Source organism: Arthrobacter sp. UC242_113 (genome assembly GCF_044054585.1).
In the GTDB taxonomy this organism is placed as follows: Bacteria; Actinomycetota; Actinomycetes; order Actinomycetales; family Micrococcaceae; genus Arthrobacter.
This window is the reverse complement of the sequence record NZ_CP171968.1, coordinates 2,583,204-2,606,417: the sequence shown is the minus strand read 5'-3', so window position 1 is coordinate 2,606,417 and position 23,214 is coordinate 2,583,204. Positions and strand designations below refer to the sequence as shown.

The following is a 23,214-nucleotide window of genomic DNA, read 5'->3' as shown; positions in this document are numbered from 1 at the left end:
AGGTCCCGGCGGGATGTAAATCAAATCGTTGTGATTCTGGCCTCGTGGAGCCCGCGTTTCCGGCGTGCCGCCCCGGCCCCCGCCTACGATAAAGGTGATGACTCCGAACAGCCCGCCGCCCTTCAGTCTTCGCGGCATTGCTGTTCCGGCGTTCGGCCCTGCCCTCCTGTTCAGCGTTGGCCAGGGCGCCATCCTGCCTGTTGTGGCGCTGTCCGCCCGTGAACTGGGCGCATCCGTTGCCGTGGCCGCCCTGATCGTCACGCTCATGGGACTGGGCTCGTGGTTCTTCAACCTGCCGGCGTCGATGATCACCCTGAAGTTCGGCGAACGCTGGTCCATCGTGGGCGCGGCCGCAGCGGGGGCGCTCGCGCTGTTGGCCGCCGGACTGTCGCTGGTGATCAGCGATGGGCTCTGGCTGCTCGCGGTGGCGATGGCCGTCGTCGGGTTGTCCGCAGCCGTCTTCAGCCTGGCCCGGCAGAAGTACCTCACCGAAGCGGTTCCTGTGGAATTCCGCGCCCGTGCGCTGTCCACACTGGGCGGCGTGAACCGCATCGGAACCTTCATCGGCCCGTTCATCGGCGCCGCCGCCATGGCATTCGTTGGCATCAGCGGCGCGTACTGGGTGGGCGTGGCCGGCATGGCGGCGGCCGCCGTCCTGGCCGTGGCAGTCCCCGACCTGGTGTCGGTGCAGGGAACTGACGGCAGGACCGGACCGGAGCCCACCCTGCGCGGCGTGGCCGTCTCGCATGCGGGCGTTTTCCTGACTGCCGGGATGGGCATCCTGCTGCTCAGCGCCCTGCGCGCCTCCCGGCAGGTGGTGATTCCGCTGTGGGCCGACCACCTGGGCCTCGACCCCACGCACGCTTCGCTGGTCTACGGGCTCTCAGGGGCGATCGACATGCTCGTCTTTTATCCCGCGGGCAAGGTGATGGACCGGCGCGGGCGGCAGTGGGTGGCCATCCCGTCCACGCTGATCATGGGCGTGGCGCTGGTGCTGATCCCGCTCACCGCCGGGTTCACCAGCCTGCTGCTGGCGGCCCTGCTGATCGGCTTCGGCAACGGAATCAGCTCGGGCCTGGTGATGACGCTCGGCGCCGACTTCTCGCCCGACCGCGGCCGCGGGCAGTTCCTGGGCCTCTGGCGGTTCATGGCCGACGCCGGCTCCACCGGCGGGCCGGTGCTCCTCTCCGCGGTGACGGCCGTGGCCTCCCTCGGCGCCGGCGTGACGGCCACCGGGGCGCTGGGGTTCGCGGCGGCAGGTGTGTTCGCCGTCGTGCTTCCCAAGCTCAGGCACCGGCGGAACTACTGACGCCGGGCCAATCCGGGGCGCTGATATATTACGACGGCGGGACGGCCCGCTTTGGCGGAGAAGTTAGGTTAGCCTACACTCAGCTTGGCCGTTCTTGCCGTTTCACTCCGTCTGCAGCGTCGCAGGCACTCATATCTAGGTGGTTTCGTTGCGCTCTTCTTTCCCGCTGTCCGTGTCCGTGGGGCTCGTGGCGCTTCTCTCACTGTCCGCCTGCGGCTTCAGCGGCGAGTCCGGCAAGTCCAGCCAGGCGGCCGACCCTGACCAGCGGATCGTCGTCGACAACTTCCGCGCACCGGTGGCGGACTGGGCCCTGGAGAGCGACGCCGCCTACATCCTGTCCCTGTCCGGGTGCCTCGAGACGCTGACGCGCTACGACGAGGCGCAGGGGAAGATCGTGCCGTCGCTCGCTACCGGGTGGAAGCAGGTCTCGGACCTCGAGTGGGACTTTAAGATCCGCGAGGGCGTCAAGTTCCAGGACGGTGCCCCGCTGGACGCCAAGGCGGTGGTGACCTCGCTGCAGAACGTCCTTGACGCCGAAGTCCCCGCCCGCGCGTTCAGCCCGAAGGTGGTCAAGGCGGTCAAGGCCCTCGACGAGAACACGGTCCGCGTGACCACTCCGACCGAGAGCCCGCTGGTTCCCTACCGGCTGGCGAGCGTCAACACCGGCGTGCTGTCCCCGGCCGCCTTCAAGGGCGAGGCCGTCGATCCCTTCGGCCACTGCACCGGCCCCTTCAAGCCGGTGTCCGAGAAGCCGAAGCAGTCCCTGACCCTGGACCGCAACGAAAACTACTGGGGCGGGCAGGTACAGCTTGCCGGCGCCGAGATCCGGTTCATCACCGACGGCGCCACCCGCACCGCGCAGGTCCAGACCGGCGAGGCGGACGTGTCCCTCTCCATCCCCGTCTCCGGCCTGGCCGCGCTGGAGTCGGACTCCAACGTCAAGGTGCTCAAGGCGGATTCGCCGCGCACCGCCACGCTGTACATGAACAACGGCAAGGCCCCGTTCGACGACGTGGACTTCCGCAAGGCGGTACGCTCGGCTCTCGATCTGGACGCCTTGGCCGCCAGCGTCTATGAAGGCGCTGCGGTTCCGGCCACCGGTCCGTTCGCGCCGTCGGAGCCCTGGGCCATCGAGGGTGCCCAGACGCCGAAGCAGGACCTCGACGCCGCCAAGAAGCTGCTCGCCTCCGCCGGCTATACCGCGGGCCGGCCGCTGGAGATCATCGCGATCGTGGAGCGTGCGGAGTTCGCTGACGTGGCCACCGTCATCCAGGAGAACCTGAAGGCCGTGGGCGTTCCGGTGAAAATCACCACCAAGGAGTACGCCGCCGTGGAACCGGACCTGCTGTCCGGCAACTACGACATGGTGCTGAGCCAGCGCAACCGGCTGATCGACATCGCCGACCCCATCGGCTTCCTCACCGCGGACTACACCTGCGACGGCACCTACAACCTCAGCCACTTCTGCAACGCGGAGTACGACAAGAAGATCGCCCAGGCAGCCACAACGGCCGACGCCAAGGAGCGGTACAAGCTGTACGCCGAGGCAGGACGGATCCTCCAGGACCAGGCCGTGAACGTGTGGCTGGTCAACGAGCAGGCCACTGACGCCGTCCGCACCGACCTGCAGGCGCACGTCCAGGACCCCCTGGCCCGCTACGTGCTCCGGGCCGAAACGGCCAAGTCCGGATCGTGATGTCCCCGTACCGCGAACCCGAAGCACAGGGTCCGGCATGATGCTGTTCCTCGCCAGGAGAACGGCGGCCCTGGTGGTCGCCGTTCTCCTGGCGTCCTTCGTGGTGTTCCTTATTCCGTATGTCACCCCTGGCGACCCGGTGCGCAAGATCATCCGCTCGCGGGTGGCGGGTGACGCCGTCGATGATTCCGCCGTCCAGGCCTTGACCGCCCAGCTGGGGCTCCAGGATCCCCTGTGGACCCAGTACCTCCGCTGGCTGGGGCGCTTCGCGAGCGGCGACATGGGCCTGTCCTACACCAGCCGCACGCCCGTGGTGGAGCAGGTGCTGCCCGCCCTCTGGGTCACGCTTAGCCTCGTGGTCATGACGCTGGCCGTGGCGGCTGTGATAGCGGTGATCCTCGGCATTGCCGCCGCGCTGAACGAGGGGCGGGCGGCGGACAAGGCCATCACCGCCGTCTCCCAGGCGTTCATCGCCATGCCGGAATACTGGCTGGCGCCCATGCTGGTACTGGTCTTCGCGCTCGAACTGTCCGTGCTGCCGTCCGCCGGGTGGGAAGGCCCGACGTCGGCCGTGCTGCCCGTGACGGTCCTTGCCCTGCGTCCGGCGAGCCACTTCACGTCCGCGGTGCGCGAGGGAATGCTCGACGCGCTGGGCGCCGACCACGTCACCGCCGCACGGGGCAGGGGACTGAGCTACTTCCACACCGTGCGGAAGCACGTGATCCCCAACGGCCTGCTGCCGCTCACCACGCTCGCGGCCGTGTGGTTCGCGGGCCTGCTGGGCGGATCGGTCATCGTCGAGGTCATCTTCGCGATCCCCGGGATGGGGCGGCTGCTGTTCGACGGCGTCCTGAACAGCGACATTCCGCTGGCGCAGGGGGCAGTGGTGGTGGTCGTCGGGCTGGCCGTCCTGCTGACCACCGCTGCGGACCTGGTCCACGGGCTCCTCAACCCCCAAGTGAGGATGCGGCATGCGTAAACTTCCCGTGCACGTCCGGCTTGCCGCCTGCGTGCTGGCCGTCGTGGTGCTGTCCGTGGCCCTGGCCGGCTGGATCGCGCCCTATCCGTCCGCCGAACAGGACCTCGCCTCCCGGCTGTCCGCGCCCACCCGGGCCCACTGGCTGGGCACCGACCACCTGGGCCGCGACACGCTCAGCAGGCTGCTCGACGGCGGCCGCTTCTCCCTGACCATCGCCGCCCTGGCCACGGTGCTCACCGCCGTCATCGGCACCGCGATCGGCGTGATTAGCGCCCGCCGCCGGGGGTGGCTGGACGAGTTCTTCACCCGCACCAACGACATCCTGCTGGCCATGCCCGAGATGGTGGTGGCACTGTTCCTGGTGGCCGCGCTGGGAGCAGGTTACCCGTCCCTGCTGCTGGCCCTGACCGTCACCGGCTGGACGCCCTTCGCCCGGCTGGCCCGGGCACTGGCCTATGACGTTTCCGCCCGCGGCTTCATCGAGGCGGCCCGCGTGCTGGGCTGCTCGCCCTGGTTCACGGTGCGGCGGCACATCCTGCCGCACCTGGCCGGGCCGCTGCTGGGACAGGCCACGCTCCGGTTCGGGCAGTTCCTGATCAGCGTCGGCGCCCTGTCCTACCTGGGCCTGGGCGTGCAGCCCCCGCAGTCCGACTGGGGATCAATGCTCGCCGCCGCCCAGCCGTACGCCGTGAGGTCGCCGATGACCATCCTCGCGCCCGGCCTGGTCATCTTCACAGTGGCGCTGTGCGTCACGCTCATCGGCCAGCACCTGGCGCGCATGTCCAGCAGCCGGCTGCTGCTGGCTTCCGCCCCCGCACCGGAGGCCACCCATGCGTGAGGGCCTGATCATCGAGGACCTGCACGTCAGCCTGCGGGCGTCCGCCGGGGGTTCTTCCGGCAGTTCCTCCGGCTCGTCCGCCCGTCCGGTGCTTTCCGGCGTCGGCCTCACCGTGGCGCCCGGCGAGTTCGTCGCGCTGGTGGGGGCGTCCGGAAGCGGAAAGACGATGACCGCGCTGTCCGTCCTGGGGCTGCTGCCGCCGCAGATCCGGGCCGCGTCGGGGTCCATCACCCTGGGCGGCACCGACCTGCTTGCAGCCAGCGGCGCGGAGCTCAACCGTCTGCGGGGCGGCCGGATCGGGATGCTGTACCAGCAGCCCAAGCGGATGTTCAACGCCCGCATGACCATTGGCAGCCACCTGGCCGAACCGCTGAAGCTGCACCGCGGTCTGCGCGGACGCCAGGCCAGGGCACAGGCCCTGGAACTGCTCACCAGCGCCGGGTTCGAGGACCCGGAGCGGGTCGCCCGGGCGTATCCGCACCAGCTGTCCGGCGGCATGGCGCAGCGGGCCATGCTGGCCGTGGCCATGGCCGGCCAGCCCGAGCTGCTGCTCGCCGACGAGCCCACGTCCGCGCTGGACAAGGTGCTGGAGCGGCAGATCCTGGAACTGATCGACACGCAGCGGCGACAGCACGGGCTCGGCGTCCTCTACATCACGCACGACCTCGCCACCGTCTCCGCGTTTGCTGACCGCGTGGTGGTCATGGATGCCGGCCGCGTCCAGGAGGAAGGCCCGGCCAGGTCCGTCCTCGGCGCACCCCAAACTGCTTGTGCCAGGGAGCTGCTGGAGGCGTGCGCCCTCACCCGCCGCCGCATCGTGGTTGCAGGGGAGGCCCTCGGCCGCGCGCCGTCCCGGGACATCCTGGCGCTGGAGCGCGTCACCAAGCGGTTCGCCAAGGGGCGCGGCGCCCGGCCAGCATTGGATGACGTCTCGCTGAGCCTCCGCGAAGGCGAGATTCTCGGCGTCCTGGGCCAGTCAGGCTCAGGGAAGAGCACCCTGGCCCGGCTTCTGGTGGAGGTTGAGGCCCCGGACCGCGGCAGCATCACCCGGGCACTGCCGGGAGGGGGCAGCAAGGCCGACGGCGGTAGTGCCGGTCGCGGTGTCCCCGGCACCGACGTGCAGCTCGTCTTCCAGGAACCGCACGACGCCTTCGACCCCCGGATGAGACTGTCCGCCAGCCTGGAAGCCCCGCTGCTCCGCCAGCGGACGGGCACGGCGGACTGGCGCATGGAGCGGGTCCACCAGGCCGTCCGGGACGTTGAGCTGGACCCTGACCTGCTGGACCGGTACCCCAGCCAGTGCTCGGGCGGCCAGCTGCAGCGGCTGACGATCGCCCGGGCACTGCTGCTGGACCCGGCCGTGCTGATCTGCGACGAGGCGACGTCGGCGCTGGATGCCGTCACGCAGCGCAAGGTCCTGGATCTGCTGCTGCGCCTGCACCGGGACCGCCGTCTTTCGCTGATCATGATTTCGCACGACATGAACGTCATCCGGTACATGAGCCACAGGGTGGCAGTGCTGTACCAGGGCGCCCTGGTGGAACTGGCTGGCACCTCCGAGTTCTTCGCCGACCCCCGGCACGGGCACAGCCAGGAGCTGGTGGCGGCGGCCCGCGCGCATCCGGCGGCCTGCGCTGCTCCGGTGGCCTGCAGTGACTTGGCGGCCTGCGCCCACCGGATGCTCGGCGCGAATGTGGCCGCCGGCCGGCCCGGTACCTCGCGTTCCCTGGAACTCGTCAGCGCGCCGGACGCCTGAGGACGCCTGGTTTTGAAGACATACCTGCCTGAAACGCGCATCCTGCTCGGCACCCAGATGGTGTTCAATCTGGGCTTCTACGCTGTGATTCCCTTCCTGGCCGGCGCCATGGGCGGGGATTACGGACTGGACGCTGCCGCCGTCGGGCTTGTCCTGGGCGCACGCACCTTCAGCCAGCAGGGGATGTTCCTGTTCGGCGGCCTGCTGGCCGACCGGTGGGGTGCCCGGCGGGCGATCCTGGCCGGCTGCCTGGTCCGCATCGCAGGATACGCGACCCTGGCGGCCGCTTCGGACTTCACGCTGTTCCTCCTCGGCGCCGTGCTCACCGGCGCGGGAGGTGCGCTGTTCTCGCCGGCCTTGGAGTCCCAGCTGTCCCATGCGGACCGTGCCCATGCCGACGAAACGGAGGGTCGGGCTCCGGGCAAGGGCCGGCGCTCGGTGTTCGTCTGGCTGGCCATCACGGGGGAGATGGGCGCCCTCGCCGGCCCGCTGCTCGGGGCCGCCCTGCTGGGGTGGGGCTTTGACGCGGCGCTGGCGGCCGGAATCGCCATCTTCGTTGCAGTGACGGTCCTGCTGTGGTTCCGCCTCCCCGCCGGGCCACCCGGGAAGCCGAAGGCTGCGGGAGCGGGGGAACCGGAAGCCGCGCCGGGCCAGTCCCGCGGCGCGCTCGGGTGCCTGAAGAACCGGCGCTTCGTGGCGTTCTGCCTGCTCGCCAGCACCAACATGGTGGCCTACAACCAGCTCTACTTCGCGTTCCCGCTGGAGCTGGACCGGCGGGGGCTGGACGGTTCGTGGCTGGCCATGCTGTTCCTGCTCGCCTCCGTGCTGACACTGGTGCTGCAGCTGCCGGTGGCGGCGGCCGGCCAGCGGCTGGGGCCGGGGCGGGCCATGTCGGCCGGCTTCCTGCTGGTGGCAGCTGCCTTGGCGGCCGCCGCTTTGACGTCCGTCCAGGCGGAAGCCGGCGGTTCTGTGGCGGGAGGTTCTGGAGTTGGAGGGCCCGTGCCGACCGGTCCTGCGGAGGCCGGCTCTGTGGCGCTGATGGCGGGCATCGTCGGCGCGCTGATCCTCGGCCACATGCTCCTCAGGCCGACCATCCTGTCGCTGATCCCGCGGTTCATCCCGCCGGCAGGGGCGGCCTCGGGGCGGGGAGCGTATTACGGGCTGTCGGCCACCTGTGGCGGCGTTGCCGTGCTGGCGGGGAATGCACTGCTGGGCTGGCTGCTGGATCTGACGGACCGGAACCACTGGTGGCCGGGAACGCCCTGGCTGCCGATGGTGGGCCTCGCGATCGTGGCTGCCCTCATACTGCCGCGGCTGCTGCACGGGATCCACCGCACCAGCGCCCTCGGGACGGCCACGGACGCGGCCCTCATACCCAACTGACTCGCAGTTGTTGTCGTTTTCGAGGCTGAAAACGACAACAACTGCGAGTCAGATGGGCGGGCTGCGCGGGGAGGGCGGCCGCCGGGGACCTGGTTACATCCCCGTCCAGCGGCGGAGTGTGCTGTTCACGAGGCCGATCAGCACGGCCGTCCACCAGCACGCCTGCGAGATGCTGAGTGCGATCAGCAGGCGGGTGCGCAGCCGGCGGCCCAGTTCGCTAAAGCGTGTTTCCCGCGGAAGTGCGAACATTTTGTGCATGGCAGGCGCGATGCCCAGGCCGTTCAGCATCAGGATGAGCACACAGCCGAGTTTCACGGCGGTCACCGGGTTGGTGATGTCGGGCTGGATGAGCGCTCCCGATGCCAGCAGCAGCGCCAGGCCGCCCCAAATCAGCGGCTTTGTTGCGCGTTCCAGCTTGGGAGATGCATGCATGTGCACCTTGCCCATGAGCCACAGCAGGCCCAGCCAGTCCACGACGAGGATGGTGCCGAAGGCCAGCACCAGGGAGAGGATGTGTCCGGCAAGCCCGATGCGGTGCAGTAGCGGACCGAACTCCACGAAGTGCCCCACCAGCAAGGAGGCGAGCCAGCCTGCGGTGCAGAGGACGCCCAGCAGCAACAGCCGGAGGGTCTGCTTGCGGGACGTGGGGGTCCTCAGCGCGGCGCGGTTGCGGCGGGCCGGGACTGGTCGGCGCTGGGGTTGATACCTGGGTGCGGAGTTTGCGGCGGTACGGGTTTCAGGGCGGGTCAAGGTGGTGCGGGTGTCGGCGAACATAATGCCGGCCTTTCATCACTGTTGTGCTCCCCTGAGAATGGTGCCGGGAGCTGGGCTGACCGGGGCGTTCCGGACAGCAGGGAATTGCTGGGGTTGATTGGGGATTTTTTGAGGGGCCGGGAGTGGCCGGCGCGCTGCGATGCAGGGCGAGGCCTCTGGAGGCGGTGGCTCCAGAGGAGTTTCGGTCTACCTAAATGAATACGATACAGGTTGATTTGTGGAATAAGCAAAGGAAGAGTTTCCTATTCCACGGCGTGGCGGTTCTGAATTGCGACCGATTTCGGGTACGGGCCGAGTCGTGTGGGCGGGCCTTCCGCGTGAGTGCAGAAGGCCCGCTCATGGGGTTTTCGCCCGGAAGATTTTCACCCTTCAGTCATCCGAACCGTGGCCGCCGCTGTCTTCCTTGGGTTCGGAAGCCTTGCGCTGCCCGCCCTTGTCATCGCCCGGTTCCCGGGCGGTCCGCAGGCCGCCCTTGTCGCCGCCCGGCTGGACGGGAACAACGGCGGGTTCCCCGGCAGCGCCGGTGCCGCCTGGCGTGGAACCGGAGGTGCCGCCGGGCTGGGACACGGCAGGGCCGGCGTCGGACGTGCCCGCAACAGTGCCGGCCCGAACGTTCCGATCGTCGCGAGGCCCGGACGACGGCGACGGCGACGGGGAGGGGGACGGCGTCGTCCGCCGTCCGCCCTTGCCGTGACCGGATTCCGGCGACGCGGTGGTCTTCGCGGGGGCGGGAACTGTGCTGCCGCCGTCGACCACTGACGCCACGTTCGACGTAACTTTCGCGCCGACGGCGGCGGTGGGTGCCGCGGTGCTGCTTGAGTTGCTGGGCAGGAGGACGCTGTTCGCGTTGCCGGTCCCGGACGGCGTAGTGCTCAGTACCTGCGTGTTGACGGCGAGAGCGGCGGATCCGGTCACGAGGATCCCGGCCACGGAAAGCGCGAGGGCTGCTCTGGTTTTCATGGATCCTCCAAGGGGTCGCCGGGAAAAATTGCTTCTTGGGAAGTCAGGAACCGGCAGCCATCATCCTCCGTCCTGGATCTCGTGCAGATGCGCCAGCATTGCCTGTTCGGGGTGTCCGGGATGCTCGGAGATGTGCCTGAGCAGCGACAACCGGAGGTCCGACCTCAGATCTTCGTCGCCGAGGATTTCGCCGATGAGCCGCATCAGTTGGCGCTGCAGTATGCCGCCTTGGGGAGTGCGCTGTGCTGGCCGGCGGCTGACCCAGGCCGGGTCAGGAGCTGCTGGGCCGCCGGCAGCCTGATGAGCAGGCAGCCTCTCGGGGGTGTGGGACTGCCAGTGGCTGTCACCGGCTGAGTGCGGGTCCGGGGTCATCATCTTATTCACCTTCCACCTTCGCCGCCCCGCGGGCCCTTCCGGCATGCGCTGAGACCGGCGGCGTTGCCGGCAACATCCCGGTGTGAAGGGGAAGTGCCGTCTGGGGCAATTGTTGCTGCAGGTCATGGTGGATTTACCGGTGAACCTTGGACCGCCGAAGAGGGTGAGGTCCCCCCAAACCGGAGAACGCGTTAGGAGTGCGCGGCGGCGAGCAGCCGCCGTTTGGGTGGGGGGGTCTGGATTCTCCAAGGTTGACCGGGAATTTCCTAGGAACCGCTGGCACTCTTTTTCCATCTGGTCCGAAGCCACAGCCGCGAGTGGTCGTTCAGCCAGCTGGCCGGCCCGGCATTGCACCCCCCTGACGTGCCGGGCCGGCGACCCCAATCCTTTGGGGGCCGCTGGCCCGCAACTCTGTCGGCGGTGATGCAGCTAGGCCCGGGGCGTTCCCAGCGGAGCCAAGAGGGCTTCCTGCAGCTCCGAGCTCAAGGTGGGAGGCCGGTCGAGCTCGACGCCGAGGGCCAGCACGGAACGGCTCAAGTAGTTCCGGGCCGCCGCCGCCAGCGTGATGTCCATGATTTCCTTGTCGCTGAAGCCGTGCTCGCGAAGCCTGAGGCCGTCTGCCTTGGTCATGTCCGCAGCATTGCTGCTGAGCTTCTCTGCGTACTCCATCATGGCTACTTCGGCTGGCGGCAACCCGGCATTCCGAAAATCGCGGGCGATCCGCAGCAGCTCCGCCTCCGGAATGGTCTTCAGGGCCTTGCGTCCGTGGGCCAGCCTGCAGTGCGTGGATCCGATGGCCGCTGCTGCCGCCAGGGTGACCAGCTCGTACCGGCGGGGGTCCATGCCTGCCGTGATGGTGCCCAGAAGGGCCTCGAACGCCTCGTACGCCTGCGGATTCACCGCCATGGTCTTGGTGTGCGTGGTGACGTAGCCCAGCGACTGGATATCGTCGTCGTAAATCTTGGCGGTGAGGCCGGACGCCTCACTTTCCGGAGTGGTCCGCAAGACGGTCATAGCAGTTTCCTTGGGTTGGCGGGGATGACGGGGATAAGTCCTGTGGGCAGCTTTATTTCGGCGTCTTCCGGGCGGTCCTGCCCCGCCCGTTCGATGGCCGCCCGGAAGTGGGGCAAGCTGCGCTCCACCATGTCCTCGCTGGCCGTGAGGGACATCCGGAAAAACCCCGGTGTCTCGAACAGGACGCCCGGAAGCACAAAGACGTCCTCCTGGCCGAGCGCCTCAGTGAAGGCCTCGTCGTCGTGAATGGGGGAATGGATGAACAGGTAGAAGGTGCCTTCGGGCGGCCGGAGACGGTATCCCATCCCGCCCAATTCCTGGACCAGCCGGTCCCGCTTCTGCTGCAGCTGGCCGACGTCGATGGTGAATGTCTCCAGCCGCGGAAGTGCGTACTGCAGCACGGCGTTGGGGTAGATCCAGCCCATGGCCAGCTGCATCGCCTCGACGGCGGCGCCGAGCTCCTTGCGGTCCGGCATGCTCGGCGGCAGCGCCAGATACCCGATCCGCTCGCCCGGCGCCAGGTGGGTCTTGCCGTAGGAGTAGGCCAGGAGGGTGTAGGGATAGAACTCCGCGGGGCTGTGGAAGCGGGCGCCGTCGAAGACGATCCTGTTGTAGGGCTCATCGGACACCAGGTAGATCCGCCGCCCTATCCGCGCCGATGCCTCGTCGAGGAGGGTCGCCAGCTGGCGGAGGACTTCGGGCGGGTAGATCCTGCCGGTGGGGTTGTTCGGCGAATTGATGATCACCACGCGGGTCCGCTCCGTGATGGCCGCTTCAATGGCGGGCAGATCGAGGTCGAAGGTCTCGAGGTCGATCCGGACCTTGACCGGGACCAGTCCGGCCTCCACAGCGACCGGTTCGTAGAGGAACCAGGGCGGCAGGCTGTAGATGACCTCGTCGCCGGGATCGGTCACCGCCTTCAGCGCGAGGGCGATGGCAGTGAAGCCGCCGGTGGTGAGGTACAGGTCCTCGGCTTCGAACGGAACGTCCAGCAGCCGGCTCAGCGAGTCAGCGGCCGCCTCCCGGGCATCCACCTCATTGGTTTTGTACGCGAACCACTGGTCGTCGTGCGGGTGGAGCGCGTCCCGGAGGGCATCCACGTAGGCGTCCTGCGGCATCTGGTGCGGGTTGCCCAGGGTGAAGTCGCAGATGCCGGGAAGATGTTTGCGGCGGGCGTAGGTGGAATGGTTGAGGTGCTCGGAGATCCTCTGGAAGGACGGAATGGAGGCCACCTCAAGGGCGCGGCGCGAGGCGGGGGAGTCCGTCACAGCCCGGTTTCCTGGGGCTTGGTGTTGGCCTTCGCCGTGAGCAGCAGATACTCCCATTCCATCTGCGCGGGCGTATCGCCGTGGGCTTCGATGTACGTGCTGGCAAGTTCCGTGAGGGCATCGTCCAGAGCCTTGGCTTTCCCGTCGTCGCCGGACAGCGACTTGTACACGGAGATGGTGGGGCCGTAGTGCGACTTGAAATAGTGCAGGAAGTCTTCGGGCTGGCGGAAGCTCGTGATAGCAACAGTTCGCTTCTGGGCCCGGATGTCGCCCAGCCGGCCGCCGAACAGCTCACGGACATGGTCCTCACTGCCCCACAGCGGCGGAGGCTGCGCGCCGGGCGGAGGGGGCGGCGCGAACGGTTTCATGACGGCGAACATCTGGCCGATGAAGCCCTCCGGGGTCCAGTGCAGCAGCCCGATGGTCCCGCCCGGCCTGCAGACACGCACCAGTTCGTCGGCGCTCGCCTGGTGGTGCGGGGCGAACATGGCGCCGAGGCAGGACATGACGACGTCGAACTCGCCGTCCGCAAAGGGGAGATTCTCGGCGTCGGCCTCCACCCACTCGAGCTCTACGCCGCGATCGGCAGCCTGCCGGCGGCCGGCGTCGAACATCTCCGGCGTGAGGTCGCTGGCCACCACCTTGGCACCCATCATTGCCGCCGGGATGGCCGCATTGCCGGCGCCCGCGCCGACATCCAGGACGCGCTGGCGCGGTTTGATGTTGCAGGCCTCCACCAGGATGGCGCCCAGATCCGCAACGAGCTCGGCGGCGAGGGCCGGGTAGTCGCCCTGCGCCCACATGGCCCGGTGCTTTTCCTTCAGGGCCTTGTCCGCCCCGGTCTGGTCGTTCATGTCCGCGCACCTCTGCTTTCGCAGGTACAGTTTCAGCGCACTGTTGAGTCAGTGGAGGCTGTGGTGCGACTTATTGTGGGCTCCCCGGCCGGGGTTGTAAAGGTTGCGGGCGGTGGGGACAGGGGGAGGGGAGGTCAGCGCCCCGGTTAGTTCCGGCGTCGGACCGCATACGCGAACAGCGACGTGGTGGCCACTGTGGCCAGGTACCCGGCGATCACGATCAGCGAGATGCCCGCCCAGAAGTAGTTGGTGGTACTGGCCTCGTGGCCGATGCCCGGGGCGATCATGACCAGCGAGTAGACGGACACCGCAGCCGAGGCCAGCCCCAGCACCATCGGCAGCCCGATCCACAGCCGGGCCGAACCCCAGTGACCGCCGAAGCCGTCCCAGACGTTCCATTCGTGGCCGTCATTGCGGAGAATCAGCCAGCCCGCGGGGATCATGAAGCAGCCCACCAGCAGGAATGCGGCCACCACATCCGCCGGCCTGTGCCACTGGTTCACGAGTGTGGACATGCCCGAGGCGATCGCAAAAGTGCCGCCGACAAAGCCGGCCAGCGGCCGCCACCGCGGGGACGACATCAGGAACACGGCCGCCGCCGCGGACGCCGCCAGCGTGGTGTGACCGGACGGCAGCGAGTTCAGCTCCAGCGTCTCCACGCCCCGGTCCGGCCGTACAGGCAGCAGGTCCTTGAGCACCTGAGTTGCGATGTTCGCCGCGACGCACGCCGCAACGGCAATGCCCGCGGCCCGCCATCGGCGGTGAATCACCGTTACCAGAAGAACGACGACGGCGGCCATCACCAGGGAGATGGTGGGCAGCCAGTCCAGGAACCGGGTGGTCACCTTGCCCGCGGGCCCGTGGATGTCCACGGCCTCCACCAGGGCCGACTCGTCAATGAACTGGCCCGTCGTGGTGCGGACGAAGTAGTAATAGGTGGCCGCGAGCCCCGTGGCGCAGGCCAGGGTGGCCACGGTGAAGAGGAAGCCGGTGCCCGCCGCGAGGCGCATCCGTCCGGCAGGCCGGCGGGGCTTCTGACGGCCCTGCTGCTGGCGGCCCTGTTTCTTACGGCGGGGGTCCCTGAGCTGGAAAGTCATCGTAACAAGGGTGTCACAGTTTGCTGCGAGCCGCCTGTCCAACGCGTGACTGCGTCCTGTTCGCAGGTTCATCCCGGATGCTCGACTCCATGGCGCAGGGGGATTACGTTGGGGGCATGACCGAAAACCCGGACGAGACCCGCACTGTTTCCGACGAGCCCGGCGGCGCAGAATCAAAGCCCGACACTGGCCGCGGCGAAACCGACCTCAGCACCAAGCTGGACCCGGATTTCATCCCGCAGCAGGGCGAGACCCCCGAGGCCAGGCGCGCCCGGGAGCATCCCGAGGAAACCGGCAGCTGACGCCCTAAACCGGGGCACGAACCGGGGCGCGTGCCGGGGCTAAACGCAGGCCAGCTGACCGCTAAAGTTGGTGCATGGGCGGTCTCGCGGATGTACTTGGCCCCATCCTGGAAATGATGACGTGGGTGGGCTTCCTCCCCGGCGTGCCGTTGCTCGTGTGGGGACTCATTATCGAACGGCGCCGTTGCGCCTGGACCAAGACCACGGGCGAGGTCTACACCGCCGGCGGCTTCACCGGCTTCCGCTGGACCGACCAGGAGAACGTCCCGCGCCAGACCCTGGTGGACTCCGACGTTGCGCGGGGCCTCGTGGCCGGCACGCAGGTGGAGCTCCATTACGACCTCTGCCACCCTTCACGCTGGGGCCTGAAACCGCCCAAGCACGACAACGTCATGCTGGTCCTCGGCTGGATCCTTACTGGAGTGGGCATCTTGAGCACCGTCGGGGGCTTCGTGCTGCTGCTCTTCTGAGGGACTGGTCCCCGTACGGGACCGGTCCTCGGACGGCCCTGGGACGGGACGGGGCCCGGACAAGCCCGGCCCGGATGAACCAACCCGGGCCGGACATGCGTCGGGTACCCGTGCCGCGGCGGGCACCCGGTCTGTGGGGGCAGCCAGAGCTGCGTTATTCACCTGCTAGACGTGCGGATCCACTGTTGCAGCCCGGCCGGCGCGTGCGGGACGTCCGCCGCGCCGGTTCCGGTCCCGCAGGTGGTCCAGCAGCGCCTGTTCAGGGTGCCCGGGGTTCTCGGCCAAATGGCGCAGGAGCCGGCGCCGGACCTCCGATCGCGGGTCAGCCGTGGCGAGCACGTTGTGGATAATATCCAGGACCTGTTGATGGAGCTCGGAGTCGTCCACCATCACAGTCGTCGGCTCGCCAAAGGCTGCGTCGACCGTCGTCCCCCACCGCTCCGGCGGGATGGGTTCATACAGATCGCGGAATTCCGTATGCATCACTGGCTCCTTCTTGCGGGGAGAAACTGCTTCTGCGGATTGCCTCCGGGTACGCCTAGCCATTGCTGCTGCCACTCCTGCCGTTGTTGCTGGAGAGACCGCCTTTGTCATCGAGCTGGCTCGAGGACACTGAATCGTCGGTGGGTGCCGGTGCCGGGGAAGTGACCTGGGCCGGTTCCACGAACTCGACGCCGGGTTCCTCTGCTTTTGGGGAGAGCGGAGAGGGGGTGGCTTCGCTCAGCGGAGCCGATTTAAGTGCCGGTGACTTAAGTGCCGGTGACGTGGTCCTGGGCGTGGCAGCGGGGTCGGTGGCTGGCGTCAGCCGCCGATTCCCGGTGGATCCCTCGAGCTCCTGGACCGAGTGGCGGGGGGCCCCTTCGGTAACAATCACGCCCGGTCCCAGGCCGGTTGGCGCCCCGACAACAGCCTGCGCCCAGACAGTTATTCCGGCGAAACCCACCAGCGGAATGCTCAGCAGCGACCACTTCTTCATTGGCCGGCCCTCCTTCGTGCTTTCACTGTGAGGCGTGAAGGTGAGGCAGTGATGAGACGCGGATGAGAGTCTTCTCATCGCCGGGCGGGGCCGGGTTTAGCGCGGTTAAGGGGTTGGAACGGGGCCGCTATGGCCGTTCGTGCCATCATCGCCAAGGCACACGAGACGGTACCCCACGCCCCGGACGGTCTGGATGCGGTCCGCGCCCAGCTTGTGCCGCAGGTACCGTACGTATACGTCCACCACGTTGGACGACCCCTCGAAGTGGTAGCCCCACACCCGGCTCAGAAGCTGCTCTCGGCTGAGCACCTTGCCGGCGTTCTCCATGAATGTCCGCGCCATCACGAACTCCCTTGCGGACAGGTCGATCACGCGGCCGCGGATCTCTGCCGTGCGGAGGTTCACGTCGAGGGACAGGTCGCCGCAGACGAACGTCGGGGCGGAAGCAACCACCTGCGCGCCGCGGAGCCGGAGCTTGATGCGGGAGAGCAGTTCCTCGAACCGGAAGGGCTTGGTCATGTGGTCATCCGCACCGCCGTCGAGCGCCGCCACAGTGCTCTCAAGGCTGTCCGCCGCCGTTAGCACGATCACCGGAATCGTTGAGTGCATGTTCCGGAGGTTCTTGAGGACGGTAAGGCCGTCCATCCTCGGCATGGTGATGTCCAGGATGAGGAGGTCGAACTCCCCGGACGTCGCGTAATCCAGCGCCTTCACCCCGTCGAAGACCTGGGTGGTGGTGTAGCCGGCCGCTGTGAGGCCTTTGGCGAGGAAGGCAGCAATGCGGGGCTCGTCGTCAGCGATCAGGATCCGCGTCAAGGCGTGCCTCCCGTCCGGATGGCCAGTTCAATGCCCGACGCCGGTCCGGCCAGCTTCGGTTTGCCGCCGCGGTGCCGCTTCTTGGGCCGCGGATCGTCCTGTGCGCCGAAACCTTCGGTGTCGCCGCCGGCGTCTGCAGCGACGGAGCCATCCGTTTCATCGCTCTCATCTGTGCCGCCGGATGGTATCCGGAGCGCGAAGCGGCTGCCTTTGCCCTCCTCCGACTCCAGAAGCACCGTGCCGCCGTGCGCCTCGGCGATGGCTTTGACGATGGACAGGCCCAGGCCCGAGCCTTCCATGGCTGCCGAGTTGCTGCCCTTGCCGAAGCGTTCGAATATGCGCTCATGCTCGTCTGCCGGAATCCCAGTGCCGGTGTCCGCGACCCAAATTTCCAGTACCCTCGACGCGGAGTGGCGCGCTGCCAGCTCCCGCACAACTACTGCCCGCCCGCCCTGGGGAGTACCGCCGTCGTCCTCCACCCAGGCGCCGCCAACGGATATCTGGTCCGACTCGGAGGTGTGGTTGACCGCGTTGGCGGCGAGCTGCTCCAGCGCCTGGGTGAGCCGGCGGCGGTCAGCGCGGATCAGGCCGCCGGGCCTGGCCTCCAGCCGCCACTGGCGCTCGCCAAGGACCCTGACGCGGTTCAGGACGTCCTCGAGGAGGTCATCCGCCTCCACCCAGCCGGGCGTCACGAAGTCGGGCCGGCCGCTGCGGGCAAGCAGCAGCAGGTCATCCACCAGCACCTGCATCCGGTCAAGCTCGTCCAGGAGCAGCTCGCGGGTCTGGTCCACGTCGTCGGGGTCCCCGGTGCGGAGCAGTTCCAGGTAGCCGCGGATGATCGTCATGGGGGTGCGCAGTTCGTGGCTGGCGTCGTGGACGAAGCGGCGCTGGTTCTCCGACCCGGACTCCAGCCGTTCGAGCATTCGGTTGAAGTTCATGGCCAGCTGAGCGATGTCGTCGGTGCTGTCCGGCACTTCCACCCGCTTGGTCAGGTCCTCAAATGTCGTGGCCTCTGTGGCCTCGCGGAGCCGCCGGACGGGGCGCAGCAGCCGCCCGGTGACCACGTAGCCCACCAGTCCGGTCATTGCGAGCGTCGCGGTGGACGCCAGGGCGAAGGTCCACATCGAAGCGAAAACCTCAGCGCGCTGGGCTCCGATCTCGCTCGAGACAATCAGAAGGCCCTGGTCTGGACGGCCGCCCGGCAGGGACACCGACGTAATGGCCAGGCGGACCTGCCGGCCGTCGAGGTCGATGTCCCGCATCACGGTCTGACGGGGCACACTCCAGTCCCACATGTTGTCGGTGATGGCGTCCGTGTTGAGTTTGGTCGGCTGCTCCCCAAGGGGCAGGATGACGTTCCTGCCGCGGACCACGGTCATCACCGACACGTAACCCCCGGGAGCACCGCTGCGCAGATAAGTTGTAAACAGGCTGTTCAGGGAGGCATAAGCTGCGCCGGAATTGGGCTGGCCGCGCTTGGCCAGTGCGTCCAGGTTCTTGCGCGGCACCTGGAGCTCGGCATTGACGCGGTCATTGAGGCTGTTCAGCTGGGCGGCGTGGGTGGCGGCGCCGGCGACAAACAGGCCCACGGCCATGAAGACGAGCAGCGTGGCCAGCAGCCGGAAGCGGACGGAGTGGACTTCCGTGCGCAGCGCGCCGGCCGTATTCATGGGACCACCCGGCCGAATCCGACGTGTGATGCACGTAACACGTCGCGGGGCAGGGCCGGCCACGCAAAATTTTTTTGAAATCCGGGGTCGCCGGCAAAGACGCTCATCGCCGAGTACTCGGAATACTTGGTTGTACCCGGCCCGGCCATGGTCTGTCTCATCGGATCACCCATTTCACGCTGATTCGGCGGTCCTCCGGGGACGAGGATCGCAATAGCACCGCTGTTACTGCGGTAATTCGAATCTAGCCCCGGGTTCTTGGGAAAAACTTGGTGTCTGCGGCGGCGCTGCGTTCCCGGCAACAGGTTCCAGGGGAGCCGTGGGTCACCCCAACCTGGTGGTGGCCCGCCTGAGGGGAAAGGAACCAAGTAGTGGCCGAGCCGAAATTCGAGTACTCGCTACTCGTGCCCATACTTGCCCGAGTGACAAGTATGAATCCAAGCCATTCATGGGGAATGCAGTTCATGGGGATAGTAGGTGCACAAAATGGTACAAACTGTTGCAGAAGATACTCGTTGGGCCAGGAGAGTTAACGACGAGGAGTACCTTCCGAACTCAATGGAAGACGCTGGTGGAACAACGACGAAGTTGTCCATCAACATCCTGGGCCCGCTCCGTGTCCGCCGCGGCGGCGTGGAGATCGGATCCCACGAGCTTGGTGGGCCCAAGCCCCGCCAGGTCCTTGAAATCCTGTTGCTCAAGCTGGGGACCCCGGTCTCCAAGAACCACCTGATCGAAGTTTTGTGGAATGGCCAGCCGCCGTCCGAGGCACTATCCACTTTGGAAAGCTACGTCAGCGTCCTCCGCCGCCACCTTCAGCCCGGAAGCGGCAAGGGCGGAGCCCTCCGCACCGTCACCGGCGGCTACATGATCGACCGCACCATGGTTGACCTGGACCTCGATCGGTTCGATGATCTTCTGAAGCAGGCGGGGCACGCCTCACCAGAGGAATCCTTCCGGCTGCTCGAGAAGGCCCTCGGCATCGCATCCGTGCCACTGCTCGGCGATGAGCTGCTGGCCGGCTGGGCAGAGGAAGAGCGTTCGCTCCACTCAGCCCGCGTTGCGAGCATCAAGGCACGGGCCGCGGAAGCTGCCGTCGCCGTCGGACACCCGGAGCGCGCAGTGGCCCTCGCCAGCGAACTGCTCGTGGACGATCCCATCAACGAGCGCGCCTGGACCGCCTTGATCCTGGGCCTGGAAGAGTCCGGGCAGTACATGGAAGCACTGCGGGCCTACGGGCGCTGCCGCCGGGTCATGGACCAGGAGATCGGCTGCCTCCCCGGACGCCCGCTCCGGGAAGCGCACGCCCGGCTGCTCCAGGCAACAGCCGCCAGCGAGGATGACATGGACCTCACAGATTCGGGTGCCCAGACACCGGCAACTTCCCAGATCACCCGGGAAATCAGCATCCTGACAATCGACGACCACAGCACGTTCACTGAACTGCTGACGGCAGCCCTCGACCGCGAGCCCGACCTGCGGAGCGTCGCTTCTGCCACCACTGCCAAGAGCGGCGTGGAGCAGAGCATCGCCCTCAAGCCCGACGTCGTGATCATGGACTTCCACCTGCCCGACGGCGACGGCCTCACCGCCGCCGCCCGCATCCTGGCTGACGCCCCGAACACCCGGATTGTCATGCTCACCGGCGACCCGACGCCTGAAGCGCTGCGGACCGCCGCCTCCATGGGCATCTGCGCCTTCCTGCCGAAGGGCGGATCGCTGTCCACCCTGCTGGACACCCTCCGCTATGCGCGGGCCGGCAACATGGTGGTGCACCCTTCGCTGGTGGCCCAGCTGGGCATGTCCACCCCCGCTCCGGCGCCCGTGGTCCGCGAAGTGGAGCCCGGCGGACCCGTCCTGACGCCCCGGGAACTGGATGTGCTGCGGCTGATGGCCGGTGGCCATGGATCGAAGGAAGTGGCCAGCAAGCTGGACATCTCCCTCAACACCTGCCGCGGCTACGTGAAGGCGATCTTCGCCAAGCTTGGAACCCACTCGCAGCTCGAATCGGTCATGGAAGCGTCCCGGCGCGGCATGCTCGAGCAGCCATCTAATGGCTAGGCCATCGCTCCGCAAACCTGCTCTGTTCCGCCCATTCGAATCGCCGGCCTACCACAATTCCGAGGTTTTCAAGGCTGTCCGGCGGTTCCTGCTGATGGGGCTGGTTGCCCTGGTGGTGGTCACCACCCCGGTGGCTTTCTGGATCTGGTCCGAGGCTGAACGCCACGCGCTGGAGAACTCCAAGGAAGCCACCGACCACCTGGCCAACAACGTGGTGGGGCCGCTGCTGGACAAGGAAGTCCTGGCCGGTGACCCCACCGCCGTTGAGCGGCTCGACGAGCGCCTCCGCCCCTGGATGGGGGAGACCTCGGTGTTCGAGATCAGGCTCTGGGATAAGGACGGGCGCATTGTCTATTCTGAAGATCCCAAACTGATCGGCAAGACCTTCGACCTGCCGCACGAGGCCAAGGAAATCCTGGACGGCGGGGACGTCCCCGCCAACCTGGAGACGCAGAAGGACGAGGTCAACACGCCCGACGTCGAAAACGGTGAGCTCGTGGAGGTCTACGTGCCCGTCGTGGCTCCCGACGGGCAGAAACTGATCTTTGAGTGCTATTACGACGACGATGGTGTCCGCCAGGAGCAGGCTGCCGTTCTGTTCGGCATGGCCCCGCCGTTCCTGCTGTCACTTGCCGTCCTGCAGCTAGCGCAGCTGTTCCCGGCAGTCCAGCTCGCACGCAGGATCCAGGCTTACGAAGCCGGCCGAAGCCGCCTGCTGCGCCGTGCTATCGAAGCCTCCGAACTCGAGCGCCAGCGCATTGCCCGGGACCTGCACGATGAAGTGATCCAGGAGCTCTCGGGCCTGTCCTACGTCATGGAGTCCGAGGAACTGCACAGCCCGGTGGGACAGCGTGCGCTGTTCTCCGACGCCCGGCGGATCCTGCAGGACAACGTCCGCAGCCTGCGCGCCATGACCAGCGAGCTGTACCCGCCGGACCTGAACCGCCTCGGCCTCCCCGGGGCGCTTGCCCGGCTCGGTGACCCGCTCGAGGAACGCGGGATCAGCCTTGAGCTGGACCTGCCGGAGCAGTGTGAGCTGGACCGGGACCGCGCGGCACTGTTCTACCGGGTGGCCCGTGAGGCCCTGGCCAACACCGCCAAGCATTCCAGGGCGACCAAGGCTGAGCTCCACCTCCATCAGGACGGCCACCGTTCGGAGATCCGCATCCAGGACGACGGCTGCGGCTTCGACCAAAGCCAGGGGTCGCCGGAAGGACACTTCGGCCTGCGCATCATGAAGGACACCATCGGCGAGGCCGGCGGCACGCTCCAGCTGATGTCCGCTCCCGGACGGGGCACCACGGTGATCGCGCGCTTCGGAGTCGGGGGCACCAAGCTTCCGGCCGCCGTCGAGCACGAACAGGCACCCGTTCCCTCAGCTTGACTCCCTGAAGGGTGGCGGGCGCGCCGGTACAGTGAATCCATGCCTCTCCCGTACCCGCCCCTCGAGGAACTGCTGCACAGCACCCGCGTGGTGGTTCTGCCCATGCGCGTGAAGTTCCGCGGGATCCTGGAACGCGAAACGCTGCTCCTCCGCGGTCCAATGGGATGGGGCGAGTTCGGCGCGTTCCCCGAGTACGGCGACGCCGAGGCCTCCCGCTGGCTGGCCTCCGCCATCGAGGCCGGCTGGCACGGGTTCCCGGAGCCGCTGCGGACCAGCATCCCCGTCAATGCGACCGTTCCCGCCATCGCGGCTGACAGGGTGCCGGAAATACTGGGACGGTTCGGCCGCGTGGACGCCGTCAAGGTCAAGGTGGCAGAACGCGGCCAGACGCTCGACGACGACGCAGCCCGCGTCGCTGCTGTCCGCGCCGCGCTTCCGGACGCTGCCATCCGCGTTGACGCCAACGGCGGCTGGGACGTTCCGGCTGCCGTTCAGGCGCTGACCCGGCTGTCCGACGTCGGGCTCGAGTACGCGGAGCAGCCCGTGCCTGAGATCGATGGCCTGGCGGAGGTGCGGCGGCGGCTCCGCGCGGCGGGCGTGCCGGTGCTGATCGCGGCCGACGAAAGCGTCCGCAAGGAAGACGATCCCCTCAAAGTGGCGCGGGCCGGTGCGGCGGATCTCCTCGTGGTGAAGGTGGCGCCGCTCGGGGGAGTCCGGCGCGCACTTGAGTTGGTGGCGCAGGCCGGGATGCCCGCCGTCGTGAGTTCCGCCCTGGATACGTCCGTGGGGATCCGGGCCGGGCTCGCGCTCGCTGGCGTGCTGCCGGAACTGCCCTATGCGTGCGGGCTGGGAACGGTGTCGCTGCTCGCCGCGGACGTGATTACCGAACCATTAGTGGCCGACGACGGCGCCATCGCCCTGCGCGATGCCGTCGCCGACGAGGGGCTGCTTGAGCAGTACGCTGCCCCCTCCGAGCGCCGGGAATGGTGGCTCGCCCGGCTCCGCCGCGCGTACGCACACCTCCCCGCCCCGGCCTAGCCACCTCCCAAACAAACGCGTCCTCACCTCCTGCGGGTTTTTCCCAAACGCGTCCTCACCTCCTGCGGGTTTTTCACCGACGCGTCCTCACCTCCTGCGGGTTTTTCACCGACGCGTCCTCACCTCCTGCGGGTTTTTCACCGACGCGTCCTCACCCGCATGCCGAGTTCACCGGATCTTCATCCGAGTGTCGG

Annotated in this window: 22 protein-coding genes; 11 read left to right on the top strand and 11 right to left on the bottom strand. The window is 67.8% G+C overall.

Annotated elements, in window-relative coordinates; all coding sequences use genetic code 11:
- Positions 1–97: 97 nt before the first annotated feature.
- From ACHMXB_RS11815 to ACHMXB_RS11790, 6 genes are all read left to right on the top strand, one after another.
- Positions 98–1,309 (top strand): MFS transporter, encoded by a 1,212-nt coding sequence (locus ACHMXB_RS11815; RefSeq protein WP_395398510.1) that lies wholly within the window; start codon positions 98–100, stop codon positions 1,307–1,309.
- Between the two features lie 148 nt (positions 1,310–1,457).
- A complete protein-coding gene (locus tag ACHMXB_RS11810; RefSeq protein WP_395398509.1) occupies positions 1,458–3,005 on the top strand; it encodes an ABC transporter substrate-binding protein in 1,548 nt (515 codons plus the stop codon).
- Positions 3,006–3,042: 37 nt separating this feature from the next.
- A complete protein-coding gene (locus ACHMXB_RS11805; RefSeq protein ID WP_395398508.1) occupies positions 3,043–3,984 on the top strand; it encodes an ABC transporter permease in 942 nt (313 codons plus the stop codon).
- Positions 3,977–4,822: an ABC transporter permease gene (locus tag ACHMXB_RS11800; RefSeq protein ID WP_395398507.1), complete on the top strand. Its 846-nt coding sequence runs from the start codon at positions 3,977–3,979 to the stop codon at positions 4,820–4,822. Before ACHMXB_RS11805 ends, ACHMXB_RS11800 begins: the two co-directional genes overlap by 8 nt.
- Positions 4,815–6,578: an ATP-binding cassette domain-containing protein gene (locus tag ACHMXB_RS11795; RefSeq protein ID WP_395398506.1), complete on the top strand. Its 1,764-nt coding sequence runs from the start codon at positions 4,815–4,817 to the stop codon at positions 6,576–6,578. Before ACHMXB_RS11800 ends, ACHMXB_RS11795 begins: the two co-directional genes overlap by 8 nt.
- A gap of 12 nt (positions 6,579–6,590) precedes the next feature.
- On the top strand, positions 6,591–7,961 hold the full coding sequence (locus tag ACHMXB_RS11790; protein ID WP_395398505.1) for an MFS transporter: 1,371 nt from the start codon (positions 6,591–6,593) through the stop codon (positions 7,959–7,961).
- Positions 7,962–8,054: 93 nt separating this feature from the next.
- Here the strand turns inward: ACHMXB_RS11790 and ACHMXB_RS11785 are convergent, their stop codons facing one another.
- The 7 genes from ACHMXB_RS11785 to ACHMXB_RS11755 all read right to left on the bottom strand — a co-directional run bounded on the left by ACHMXB_RS11785 (position 8,055) and on the right by ACHMXB_RS11755 (position 14,303).
- Positions 8,055–8,735 (bottom strand): hypothetical protein, encoded by a 681-nt coding sequence (locus ACHMXB_RS11785; protein WP_395398504.1) that lies wholly within the window; start codon positions 8,733–8,735, stop codon positions 8,055–8,057.
- A 369-nt stretch (positions 8,736–9,104) separates the two neighbouring features.
- Entirely contained in the window at positions 9,105–9,695 is a 591-nt protein-coding gene (locus tag ACHMXB_RS11780) for a hypothetical protein (RefSeq protein WP_395398503.1), read from the bottom strand.
- A gap of 60 nt (positions 9,696–9,755) precedes the next feature.
- Positions 9,756–10,070, bottom strand: coding sequence for a hypothetical protein (locus ACHMXB_RS11775; protein WP_395398502.1), 315 nt, complete (start codon positions 10,068–10,070; stop codon positions 9,756–9,758).
- Positions 10,071–10,499: 429 nt separating this feature from the next.
- On the bottom strand, positions 10,500–11,084 hold the full coding sequence (locus ACHMXB_RS11770) for a carboxymuconolactone decarboxylase family protein (RefSeq protein WP_395398501.1): 585 nt from the start codon (positions 11,082–11,084) through the stop codon (positions 10,500–10,502).
- The gene (locus ACHMXB_RS11765) at positions 11,081–12,352 is read right to left on the bottom strand and encodes an aminotransferase class I/II-fold pyridoxal phosphate-dependent enzyme (RefSeq protein ID WP_395398500.1); all 1,272 of its coding nucleotides are present in this window, start codon (positions 12,350–12,352) and stop codon (positions 11,081–11,083) included. Before ACHMXB_RS11765 ends, ACHMXB_RS11770 begins: the two co-directional genes overlap by 4 nt.
- Positions 12,349–13,206, bottom strand: coding sequence for a class I SAM-dependent methyltransferase (locus ACHMXB_RS11760; protein ID WP_395398499.1), 858 nt, complete (start codon positions 13,204–13,206; stop codon positions 12,349–12,351). Before ACHMXB_RS11760 ends, ACHMXB_RS11765 begins: the two co-directional genes overlap by 4 nt.
- Before the next feature lie 146 nt (positions 13,207–13,352).
- Entirely contained in the window at positions 13,353–14,303 is a 951-nt protein-coding gene (locus ACHMXB_RS11755) for a phosphatase PAP2 family protein (protein ID WP_395398498.1), read from the bottom strand.
- Between the two features lie 116 nt (positions 14,304–14,419).
- Between ACHMXB_RS11755 and ACHMXB_RS11750 the strand changes: the two genes are divergently transcribed.
- Both ACHMXB_RS11750 and ACHMXB_RS11745 read left to right on the top strand, forming a co-directional pair.
- Positions 14,420–14,605: a hypothetical protein gene (locus tag ACHMXB_RS11750; protein WP_395398497.1), complete on the top strand. Its 186-nt coding sequence runs from the start codon at positions 14,420–14,422 to the stop codon at positions 14,603–14,605.
- Positions 14,606–14,679: 74 nt separating this feature from the next.
- On the top strand, positions 14,680–15,075 hold the full coding sequence (locus ACHMXB_RS11745; protein WP_395398496.1) for a hypothetical protein: 396 nt from the start codon (positions 14,680–14,682) through the stop codon (positions 15,073–15,075).
- 165 nt (positions 15,076–15,240) lie between these two features.
- On the opposite strand, the gene ACHMXB_RS11740 is transcribed toward ACHMXB_RS11745, so the two are convergent.
- The 4 genes from ACHMXB_RS11740 to ACHMXB_RS11725 form a co-directional block, all read right to left on the bottom strand.
- Positions 15,241–15,558, bottom strand: a complete 318-nt coding sequence (locus ACHMXB_RS11740) for a hypothetical protein (RefSeq protein WP_111905064.1) — start codon at positions 15,556–15,558, stop codon at positions 15,241–15,243.
- 55 nt (positions 15,559–15,613) lie between these two features.
- Complete coding sequence (locus ACHMXB_RS11735; protein ID WP_395398495.1) at positions 15,614–16,051, bottom strand: hypothetical protein; 438 nt, start codon at positions 16,049–16,051, stop codon at positions 15,614–15,616.
- Between the two features lie 105 nt (positions 16,052–16,156).
- Positions 16,157–16,867 (bottom strand): response regulator transcription factor, encoded by a 711-nt coding sequence (locus ACHMXB_RS11730; RefSeq protein ID WP_395398494.1) that lies wholly within the window; start codon positions 16,865–16,867, stop codon positions 16,157–16,159.
- Positions 16,864–18,537 carry a sensor histidine kinase gene (locus ACHMXB_RS11725; protein ID WP_395398493.1) on the bottom strand — a complete coding sequence of 558 codons (1,674 nt, stop codon included), beginning with the start codon at positions 18,535–18,537 and terminating at the stop codon, positions 16,864–16,866. The genes ACHMXB_RS11730 and ACHMXB_RS11725 overlap by 4 nt, the downstream gene beginning before the upstream one ends.
- Before the next feature lie 486 nt (positions 18,538–19,023).
- Between ACHMXB_RS11725 and ACHMXB_RS11720 the strand changes: the two genes are divergently transcribed.
- The 3 genes from ACHMXB_RS11720 to ACHMXB_RS11710 are packed head-to-tail and all read left to right on the top strand — an operon-like array spanning position 19,024 to position 23,020.
- Positions 19,024–20,598, top strand: a complete 1,575-nt coding sequence (locus tag ACHMXB_RS11720) for a BTAD domain-containing putative transcriptional regulator (RefSeq protein ID WP_395398492.1) — start codon at positions 19,024–19,026, stop codon at positions 20,596–20,598.
- Entirely contained in the window at positions 20,591–21,982 is a 1,392-nt protein-coding gene (locus tag ACHMXB_RS11715) for a sensor histidine kinase (protein ID WP_395398491.1), read from the top strand. The genes ACHMXB_RS11720 and ACHMXB_RS11715 overlap by 8 nt, the downstream gene beginning before the upstream one ends.
- 39 nt (positions 21,983–22,021) lie before the next feature.
- Positions 22,022–23,020 carry an o-succinylbenzoate synthase gene (locus ACHMXB_RS11710; protein WP_395398490.1) on the top strand — a complete coding sequence of 333 codons (999 nt, stop codon included), beginning with the start codon at positions 22,022–22,024 and terminating at the stop codon, positions 23,018–23,020.
- Positions 23,021–23,214 lie beyond the last annotated feature (194 nt).

Bases quoted from the DNA above. Each gene is read 5' to 3' on its own strand.
- ACHMXB_RS11815 (WP_395398510.1), top strand. From the start codon at position 98: ATGACTCCGAACAGCCCGCCGCCCTTCAGTCTTCGCGGCATTGCTGTT.
- ACHMXB_RS11805 (WP_395398508.1), top strand. From the start codon at position 3,043: ATGATGCTGTTCCTCGCCAGGAGAACGGCGGCCCTGGTGGTCGCCGTT.
- ACHMXB_RS11800 (WP_395398507.1), top strand. From the start codon at position 3,977: ATGCGTAAACTTCCCGTGCACGTCCGGCTTGCCGCCTGCGTGCTGGCC.
- ACHMXB_RS11795 (WP_395398506.1), top strand. From the start codon at position 4,815: ATGCGTGAGGGCCTGATCATCGAGGACCTGCACGTCAGCCTGCGGGCG.
- ACHMXB_RS11785 (WP_395398504.1), bottom strand. From the start codon at position 8,735: ATGTTCGCCGACACCCGCACCACCTTGACCCGCCCTGAAACCCGTACC.
- ACHMXB_RS11780 (WP_395398503.1), bottom strand. From the start codon at position 9,695: ATGAAAACCAGAGCAGCCCTCGCGCTTTCCGTGGCCGGGATCCTCGTG.
- ACHMXB_RS11775 (WP_395398502.1), bottom strand. From the start codon at position 10,070: ATGATGACCCCGGACCCGCACTCAGCCGGTGACAGCCACTGGCAGTCC.
- ACHMXB_RS11770 (WP_395398501.1), bottom strand. From the start codon at position 11,084: ATGACCGTCTTGCGGACCACTCCGGAAAGTGAGGCGTCCGGCCTCACC.
- ACHMXB_RS11760 (WP_395398499.1), bottom strand. From the start codon at position 13,206: ATGAACGACCAGACCGGGGCGGACAAGGCCCTGAAGGAAAAGCACCGG.
- ACHMXB_RS11755 (WP_395398498.1), bottom strand. From the start codon at position 14,303: ATGACTTTCCAGCTCAGGGACCCCCGCCGTAAGAAACAGGGCCGCCAG.
- ACHMXB_RS11750 (WP_395398497.1), top strand. From the start codon at position 14,420: ATGACCGAAAACCCGGACGAGACCCGCACTGTTTCCGACGAGCCCGGC.
- ACHMXB_RS11745 (WP_395398496.1), top strand. From the start codon at position 14,680: ATGGGCGGTCTCGCGGATGTACTTGGCCCCATCCTGGAAATGATGACG.
- ACHMXB_RS11740 (WP_111905064.1), bottom strand. From the start codon at position 15,558: ATGCATACGGAATTCCGCGATCTGTATGAACCCATCCCGCCGGAGCGG.
- ACHMXB_RS11735 (WP_395398495.1), bottom strand. From the start codon at position 16,051: ATGAAGAAGTGGTCGCTGCTGAGCATTCCGCTGGTGGGTTTCGCCGGA.
- ACHMXB_RS11725 (WP_395398493.1), bottom strand. From the start codon at position 18,537: ATGAATACGGCCGGCGCGCTGCGCACGGAAGTCCACTCCGTCCGCTTC.
- ACHMXB_RS11720 (WP_395398492.1), top strand. From the start codon at position 19,024: ATGGTACAAACTGTTGCAGAAGATACTCGTTGGGCCAGGAGAGTTAAC.
- ACHMXB_RS11715 (WP_395398491.1), top strand. From the start codon at position 20,591: ATGGCTAGGCCATCGCTCCGCAAACCTGCTCTGTTCCGCCCATTCGAA.
- ACHMXB_RS11710 (WP_395398490.1), top strand. From the start codon at position 22,022: ATGCCTCTCCCGTACCCGCCCCTCGAGGAACTGCTGCACAGCACCCGC.